The organism is Anianabacter salinae (assembly GCF_019061145.1).
Taxonomy (GTDB): Bacteria; Pseudomonadota; Alphaproteobacteria; order Rhodobacterales; family Rhodobacteraceae; genus Anianibacter; species Anianibacter salinarum.
In genome coordinates, this window is sequence record NZ_JAHQZS010000006.1 from 214,714 (window position 1) to 221,544 (window position 6,831).

9 protein-coding genes are annotated in these 6,831 nt (G+C 66.1%); all 9 read left to right on the plus strand.

All coding sequences use genetic code 11. The features are described 5' to 3' along the window. Positions 1-40 precede the first annotated feature (40 nt). The 9 genes from trpS to KTJ87_RS16435 all read left to right on the plus strand — a co-directional run bounded on the left by trpS (position 41) and on the right by KTJ87_RS16435 (position 6,685). The gene (trpS, locus tag KTJ87_RS16395) at positions 41-1,066 is read left to right on the plus strand and encodes a tryptophan--tRNA ligase (protein WP_267140228.1); all 1,026 of its coding nucleotides are present in this window, start codon (positions 41-43) and stop codon (positions 1,064-1,066) included. Between the two features lie 160 nt (positions 1,067-1,226). Then, positions 1,227-1,715, plus strand: coding sequence for a VOC family protein (locus tag KTJ87_RS16400; protein ID WP_267140229.1), 489 nt, complete (start codon positions 1,227-1,229; stop codon positions 1,713-1,715). Positions 1,716-1,771: 56 nt separating this feature from the next. Next, on the plus strand, positions 1,772-2,635 hold the full coding sequence (locus KTJ87_RS16405; RefSeq protein WP_267140230.1) for a branched-chain amino acid aminotransferase: 864 nt from the start codon (positions 1,772-1,774) through the stop codon (positions 2,633-2,635). Positions 2,636-2,771: 136 nt separating this feature from the next. Continuing rightward, complete coding sequence (locus tag KTJ87_RS16410; protein ID WP_267140231.1) at positions 2,772-3,233, plus strand: hypothetical protein; 462 nt, start codon at positions 2,772-2,774, stop codon at positions 3,231-3,233. 59 nt (positions 3,234-3,292) lie between these two features. Beyond that, positions 3,293-3,748, plus strand: coding sequence for a universal stress protein (locus tag KTJ87_RS16415; protein WP_267140232.1), 456 nt, complete (start codon positions 3,293-3,295; stop codon positions 3,746-3,748). A gap of 120 nt (positions 3,749-3,868) precedes the next feature. Next, on the plus strand, positions 3,869-4,429 hold the full coding sequence (locus KTJ87_RS16420) for a NifU family protein (protein ID WP_267140233.1): 561 nt from the start codon (positions 3,869-3,871) through the stop codon (positions 4,427-4,429). Further along, complete coding sequence (gene tsaB / locus KTJ87_RS16425; protein ID WP_267140234.1) at positions 4,429-5,085, plus strand: tRNA (adenosine(37)-N6)-threonylcarbamoyltransferase complex dimerization subunit type 1 TsaB; 657 nt, start codon at positions 4,429-4,431, stop codon at positions 5,083-5,085. Before KTJ87_RS16420 ends, tsaB begins: the two co-directional genes overlap by 1 nt. Continuing rightward, entirely contained in the window at positions 5,082-5,501 is a 420-nt protein-coding gene (locus KTJ87_RS16430) for a GNAT family N-acetyltransferase (protein ID WP_267140235.1), read from the plus strand. Before tsaB ends, KTJ87_RS16430 begins: the two co-directional genes overlap by 4 nt. Positions 5,502-5,683: 182 nt before the next feature. Next, the gene (locus KTJ87_RS16435; RefSeq protein ID WP_267140236.1) at positions 5,684-6,685 is read left to right on the plus strand and encodes a BMP family lipoprotein; all 1,002 of its coding nucleotides are present in this window, start codon (positions 5,684-5,686) and stop codon (positions 6,683-6,685) included. The last annotated feature ends 146 nt before the right edge of the window (positions 6,686-6,831 follow it).

A 6,831-nucleotide genomic window follows, 5' to 3' on the forward strand; every position in this document is an offset into this window, starting at 1 on the left:
GTAAGCGAGCGCGGCGCAGAAATCCATGACGGAGTGCCAGATGGCCCAGCCCCAGTTCACCCCTCGCGTCTTCTCGGGCATCCAGCCATCGGGCGGGCTGACGCTGGGCAACTATCTTGGCGCCATGAAACGCTTTGTCACGATGCAGGACGAAGGGTCGTTCGAGACGATCTACTGCATGGTCGATTTGCACGCGATCACCGTCTGGCAGGACCCGGGCAAGCTGACCCGCGCCACGCGCGAGCTATGCGCCGGTTTCATCGCCGCCGGGATCGACCCCGAACGCTCGATCCTGTTCAACCAGAGCCAGGTGCCCGAGCACGCGCAGCTCGGCTGGATCTTCAACTGCGTCGCCCGCATGGGCTGGATGAAGCGGATGACCCAGTTCAAGGACAAGGCGGGCAAGAATGCCGAGAACGCCTCGCTGGGCCTGTTCGGCTATCCGGCGCTGATGGCCGCCGACATCCTTGCCTACCACGCGACCCATGTGCCGGTGGGTGAGGATCAGAAGCAGCACCTCGAGCTGACCCGCGACATCGCCGCCAAGTTCAACCACGACTATGAGACCGAGTTCTTCCCGCTGACAGAGCCGGTGATCGAGGGCGCGGCGACGCGGGTGATGTCCTTGCGCGACGGATCGAAGAAAATGTCGAAATCCGACCCGTCCGACATGGCGCGGATCAACATGACCGACGACGCCGAGGCCATCGCGTCGAAGATCCGCAAGGCGCGCACCGACCCAGAGGCGTTGCCGTCCGAGGCGGCGGGCCTGAACGACCGGCCAGAGGCGCGCAACCTCGTGAACATCTATGCCGCGCTGGCGGACCGGACCGTGGACGCGGTGCTGGCCGAGGTCGGCGGCAAGCAGTTTTCCGAGTTCAAGCCGATGCTGGCCGATCTGGCGGTGGACAAGCTGTCGCCGATCTCGACCGAAATGGCGCGACTGATGCAGGACCCTGCGGAAATCGACCGCATCCTTGGGCGCGGGGCAGAGCGCGCGCGCGCCATCGCCGCGCCGATCCTCGCGCAGGCCTACGACATCGTCGGGCTGGTGCGCTCGGCCTGATCCGGGCGGCGGAATTTCAGGGAAATTCCGGGCCAAATCCTTTGAAAGGATTTGGCGCCGCTCGCTGGCCTGTCGATATTCGCACAGCACTGGTGCCGAATTGGCAAGTTTCGCTCTTCCGGGCGCAGGGTCACACTGTGGCGCGCAAGGAGAGTTCCAGATGACCAATCCCGTCCATCCCGCCGCCCGCATCGGCCATGTCCACCTCAGGGTCGCGGACCTCGACCGTGCCATCGCCTTCTACTCGGGCGTTCTGGGATTCGAGATCCAGCAGCGCTATGGCGAACAGGCGGCGTTCCTGTCTGCGGGCGGCTATCACCACCACATCGGCCTGAACACCTGGGACTCGCTGGGCGGCACACCGCCGCCGCGTGGTCACACCGGGCTCTTTCACACCGCGTTTCTTTATCCCGACCGCGCGACGCTGGGCGATGCGGTCGCACGGGTCACCGAGGCGGGCATCGCCCTGACCGGTGCCGCCGATCACGGGGTGAGCGAGGCGGTGTATCTCGACGATCCCGACGGCAACGGCGTCGAGCTTTACCGCGACCGCCCCGAAGCGGAGTGGCCGCGCGATGCAAACGGCGCGCTGAAGATGGTCAACGCCCGGCTCGACGTGCGCGCCCTGATTGCCGAGGCGCGGCGCTAGACGCCCCGCCGCCGCTCGCCTAGTGTCGCGCCCCGGACCTACGGAGGCAGAGGCACATGGCGACCGGCAAGAACATCCGCACCTACTTTGACGGCAAATGGCATGACGGCAACGTGCCGGTGATGCGGGCCGCCGACCACGGGTCCTGGCTTGGGACCACGGTGTTCGACGGGGCCCGGTCGGTCGATGGTATGGCGCCCGACCTGCGCGCCCATGTGGAGCGCGTGAACCGCTCGGCCGAGGCGCTGATGATCCGTCCCACCGTTGGCGCGGACGAGATGGTCGGCCTCATCGAGGATGGCCTCAAGGCCTACCCGAAGGGCGCGCCCGTCTACATCCGGCCGATGTACTGGTCCACCGAAAGCGACTACCTGGCGATCGTGCCCTCGCAAGAGGCGACAGGCTTCTGCATCTGCCTCGAAGAGGTGCCGATGGCTGACCCCGAAGCGACGACGACGCTGGCGACGTCACGGTTCCGGCGCCCCGTGATGGAAAGCGCCGTGGTCAACGCCAAGGCCGGGTGCCTTTACCCGAACAACGCGCGGATGCTGGCCGAAGTGCGCGCCAAGGGCTACGGCAACGCGCTGGTTGCGGATGCCATGGGCAACGTCGCGGAATCCGCCAGCGCCAACGTCTTCATGGTGCGCGACGGCGTCGTCCTGACCCCGATCCCCAACGGCACCTTCCTTGCAGGCATCACCCGCGCGCGGCACATCGAGAACTTGCGCGCCGACGGGGTCGAGGTGATCGAGACGGTCCTGGGCTTCGACGACTTCCGCAGCGCGGACGAGGTGTTCCTGACCGGCAATCTGAACAAGGTGACGCCAGTGACCGAATTCGAGGGCACCGCGTATCAGCATGGGCCGATCACGCGGCGCGCGCGGTCGCTGTATTGGGACTGGGCCCGGTCCGCGATCTGACCAACACCGTGCCATGTTGCAAAATTGCAAGGCATCGCGCCCCGATCCGCCCCGTTATCGCCACAATTCATTTTGTGGCGGACGCATGATCCCCTAGCCTCGCGGGAACGACACAGGCGGGACAGGGATGCATCGCATGAAGAAGTCGGTCTTGGCCGCCGTGCTGGCGGGCGCGGTTCTGGGGATGCCGGGGGCTGCCCTTGCGGACTACGATCTTGAAGAGACCTGCGGCTATTACGCTCACCGGGCCGACGGCAAGGGAACGGGGCCGGATGCGCCGTGGATCGTGCAGATTGCACAAAGCTGCGCCACTGCGCTGGAACGTGTGACCGCAGGCGCCGCAGACGGAACGCAGCTGCACCACGACACGCAATACCTGGACCGGCTGGAAAAGTTCCGCCGCTTCGTGACGCTTCTCGTGGTGGACCGGGTGCGCGCGCACAAGGCACAGGTGCGCGAGACCGGGATCGACACGCCGCTGCGGGACATCTGGTTGACCCACACCGGCGAGTACCTGATCGCACGCAAGCTGGAGGTCACCACGGCCTACGACATCTGGCTGGAACAAAGCGGCTTCGACATCGCCGGAATCGACTGACGCAGCACATTGCAAGGTGCCCTGCCTTCGGCCATGATCCGGTCGTCAGGGAGACCCCGATGCGCAAGTTCCTCGTCGTGCTCGACGACAGCCGTGAATGCCTGAATGCGATGCGATTCGCCGCCATGCGGGCCGCCCGGACGGGCGGAGGCGTGCAGATCCTGTCGATCATCCCGCCAGACGAATTCCAGCACTGGATCGGCGTTGGCGACATCATGCGGCAAGAGGCGCGGGAACGGATCGAAGCCCATTTCGAGGTTTTCGCGAAATGGATGCGCGACCGGCAGGGGGTCGATCCAGAGCTGGTGATCCGAGAGGGTGAACCGGTCGACCAGATCCTTGCGCAGATCCGCGAGGATGCGGATGTCGGCGTGCTGGTGCTGGGCGCGGGAACCGAGAAAAGCGGCCCCGGCCCGCTGGTGTCGCAACTGTCCCGGACCTCGGGCACGTTGCCGGTGCCGATCACCATCGTGCCGGGCGATCTGTCGAAAGAGCGGCTAGAGGCCGTCACCTGAGGGTTAGACCTCTCTGGCGAGCCCTTCCAATCGCTCTCGATTTTCTTTAGAATGTTTCTAAATCTTGACTATGGTTGCGGCCATACGCATATCTGACGAAACCGATAAGGATTATCCGTCATGTTCATCCAGACAGAGTCGACCCCGAACCCCGCGACGCTCAAGTTCCTGCCCGGGCAGGCCGTTCTGGACGCGGGCACGGCAGACTTTCCCAACGTCGATGCCGCCGAGAAATCGCCGCTCGCCGCGCGCCTGTTCGGCGTTGACGGCGTGTCGGGCGTGTTCTTCGGCACAGACTTCGTGACCGTCACCAAGACGGACGCGATCGCGTGGGATCATATCAAGCCCGCCCTTCTGGGCGCGATCATGGAGCATTATCAGTCCGGCCAGCCGGTCATGGTGGGTGACGCAGGCGCGGTCGGCCATGCCGATCACGACGGCCCCGATGCCGAGATCGTCGGCCAGATCAAGGAACTGCTCGACACCCGCGTGCGGCCCGCCGTGGCGCAGGATGGCGGCGACATCACGTTCCACGGCTTCGAGCGGGGTGTGGTCTATCTGCACATGCAGGGCGCTTGCGCTGGTTGCCCGTCGTCTACGCTGACGCTCAAGATGGGCATCGAGAACCTGCTGCGTCACTACATCCCAGAAGTGACCGAGGTGCGCCCGGTCGCCGTGTGATGGCCACGCTTCTGGCGTTCGACACAGCGGCCGCGCAGTGCGCGGCCGCTTTGCTGACGGATGGCCGCATCGTTGCCACCCGCCGCACCGAGATGTCGCGGGGGCAGGCCGAGGCGCTGATGCCGCTGCTGCAAGAGGTGTTGGCAGAGGCGGGCGCGGGCTGGAGCGACCTTGACGCCATTGGTGTCGGAGTAGGCCCCGGCAACTTTACCGGCATCCGCATCGCGGTGTCCGCCGCGCGCGGGCTTGCCCTGTCGCTTGGGATTCCGGCGATCGGCGTGTCCGGGTTCGAGGCACTGGCGGACGGCACGGACGCCGATCTTGTCAGCCTGCCCGCTCCGCGCGGCATGGTCTATGTTCAGGCGGTGGCAGATGGCCAGACAATCGGCGATCCCGCACAGCTTGCGCCGGATGCCGTGGGCGCGCTGACGGCCTGCCACGTCCTTGGCACCGACAGCGTCCGCCTCGCCGCTGCCATCGGCGCCGCGCGCAGCACCGAGCGCGACCTGTCGGGCATTGCCACCGGGATCGCCCACGTTGCCGCTGCGCGACTGTCGGACCCCGGCTTTGACCGCACCCTTCGGCCCGCGCCGCTTTACCTGCGTCCCGCCGATGCCGCCCCCCCGCGCGAGGCGCCGCCGGTGATGCTGGGATGACACCTGGCGCGCTGGCCGAATTGCACGCGCAATGCTTCGACACGCCGCCCCCCTGGAGCGCGGAGTCGTTTGCGGACCTTCTGTCGGACCCCCATGTTTTCCTCTTGAAAGACCGCGGCGCCGCCCTTGTCGGACGTGCCGCCGCCGGAGAGGCCGAACTGCTGACGCTGGCCGTGCCGCCCGAGGCGCGGCGGCACGGCATCGCAAGCGCCCTGCTGGACAACTTCCAGGCCGAGGCCACCCGGCGCGGGGCGGTTACTGCATTCCTCGAAGTCTCGGCAGAAAACGCCGCGGCGCGGGCGCTTTATGCCGCTGCGGGATGGCACGAGGTGGGGCGCCGCCCCCGCTACTACCGCACACCCGGCGGGCTTTCGGTCGATGCGCTGGTGCTTTCCAAGGCGCTTTGCTCCTCGTGACGGCGGGTCAGGCCATGAACGCGGCGGCAAACGCCCCATCGTGACCGGGAATCCCTGAAAAACCAGTTGACCCTCCCCGGGGCCTCGTCCCTAATTCGCCGATGATCCCGATACGGGATCGGCTGCTTTTCGGGGATATCGGCGGCACAGCCGAGGCACCCCATCACAACCGGGAGACATCCATGACCCTGATGACGAAATTCCTCGGCGCCGCGGGCGCGCTTGCGCTGACCGCGGGCGCTGCATTGGCAGAGCCGGGCCTCATCATCGACCTTGGCGGCAAGTTCGACAAATCCTTCAACGAATCCGCCTACACCGGTGCACAGCGCTGGATCGAAGAGACCGGCGGCGACTACACCGAGACCGAGCTTCAGTCCGAGGCTCAGCGCGAGCAGAACATGCGCAAGATGGCAGAGCGCGGCGCGAACCCCATCGTGGTTCTCGGCTTCGCCAACGCCTCGACCCTTGAAAAGGTCGCGCCCGACTATCCCGACACCAACTTCGCCATCGTCGACATGGTCGTCGATGCGCCGAACGTGAAATCCATCGTCTTCACCGAGCATACCGGCAGCTACCTTGTCGGCATCATGGCGGCGATGGCGTCGGAAACGGGCACCGTGTCCTTCGTCGGCGGCATGGACGTTCCGCTGATCCGCAAGTTCGCCTGCGGCTATGCACAAGGCGCCAAGTCGGTCAGCGACGACATCAACGTGATCGCGAACATGACCGGCAACACGCCGACCGCGTGGAACGATCCGGTGAAGGGCGCAGAACTTGCCAAGTCGCAGATCAGCCAGGGCTCTGACGTGGTCTTCGCAGCCGCGGGCGGCACCGGTGTCGGTGTGCTTCAGGCCGCCGCGGACGAGGGCGTCTATTCGATCGGCGTCGATTCGAACCAGAACTACCTGCACCCGGGTTCCGTGCTGACCTCGATGCTCAAGCGCGTCGACAACGCCGTCTATGACGTCTTTGAAGAAGGCCGCAACGACGCGTTCGCGCCCGGCATCGAAGTCCTGGGCATCTCCGAAGAGGGCGTCGGCGTCGCCGTGGACGAGAACAACGAATCGCTCGTCACCGAAGAGATGATGGCCGCCGTCGATGAGGCGAAGGCCAAGATCGCGTCCGGCGAGATCGAGGTGCACGACTACACCTCCGACGACAGCTGCCCGGCGCTTTCGTTCTAAATGACCGCGCAGGCGACACAGGCGGGGGGGGCGGGGGGGGGGGCCCCCCCCCCCCCACCCAAAAGCATTTTCCACACCCTCCCTCCCCGGCGCACGCCCAAAACCAACGCCTCACCCGCCACTCCCTGCCCCGTCCCCCCGGGACT

Coding starts and splice junctions, on each gene's coding strand:
- KTJ87_RS16430 (WP_267140235.1), top strand. CDS start 5,082: ATGACACCTGGCGCGCTGGCCGAATTGCACGCGCAATGCTTCGACACG.
- trpS (WP_267140228.1), top strand. CDS start 41: ATGGCCCAGCCCCAGTTCACCCCTCGCGTCTTCTCGGGCATCCAGCCA.
- KTJ87_RS16435 (WP_267140236.1), top strand. CDS start 5,684: ATGACCCTGATGACGAAATTCCTCGGCGCCGCGGGCGCGCTTGCGCTG.
- KTJ87_RS16415 (WP_267140232.1), top strand. CDS start 3,293: ATGCGCAAGTTCCTCGTCGTGCTCGACGACAGCCGTGAATGCCTGAAT.
- KTJ87_RS16400 (WP_267140229.1), top strand. CDS start 1,227: ATGACCAATCCCGTCCATCCCGCCGCCCGCATCGGCCATGTCCACCTC.
- KTJ87_RS16405 (WP_267140230.1), top strand. CDS start 1,772: ATGGCGACCGGCAAGAACATCCGCACCTACTTTGACGGCAAATGGCAT.
- tsaB (WP_267140234.1), top strand. CDS start 4,429: ATGGCCACGCTTCTGGCGTTCGACACAGCGGCCGCGCAGTGCGCGGCC.
- KTJ87_RS16410 (WP_267140231.1), top strand. CDS start 2,772: ATGAAGAAGTCGGTCTTGGCCGCCGTGCTGGCGGGCGCGGTTCTGGGG.
- KTJ87_RS16420 (WP_267140233.1), top strand. CDS start 3,869: ATGTTCATCCAGACAGAGTCGACCCCGAACCCCGCGACGCTCAAGTTC.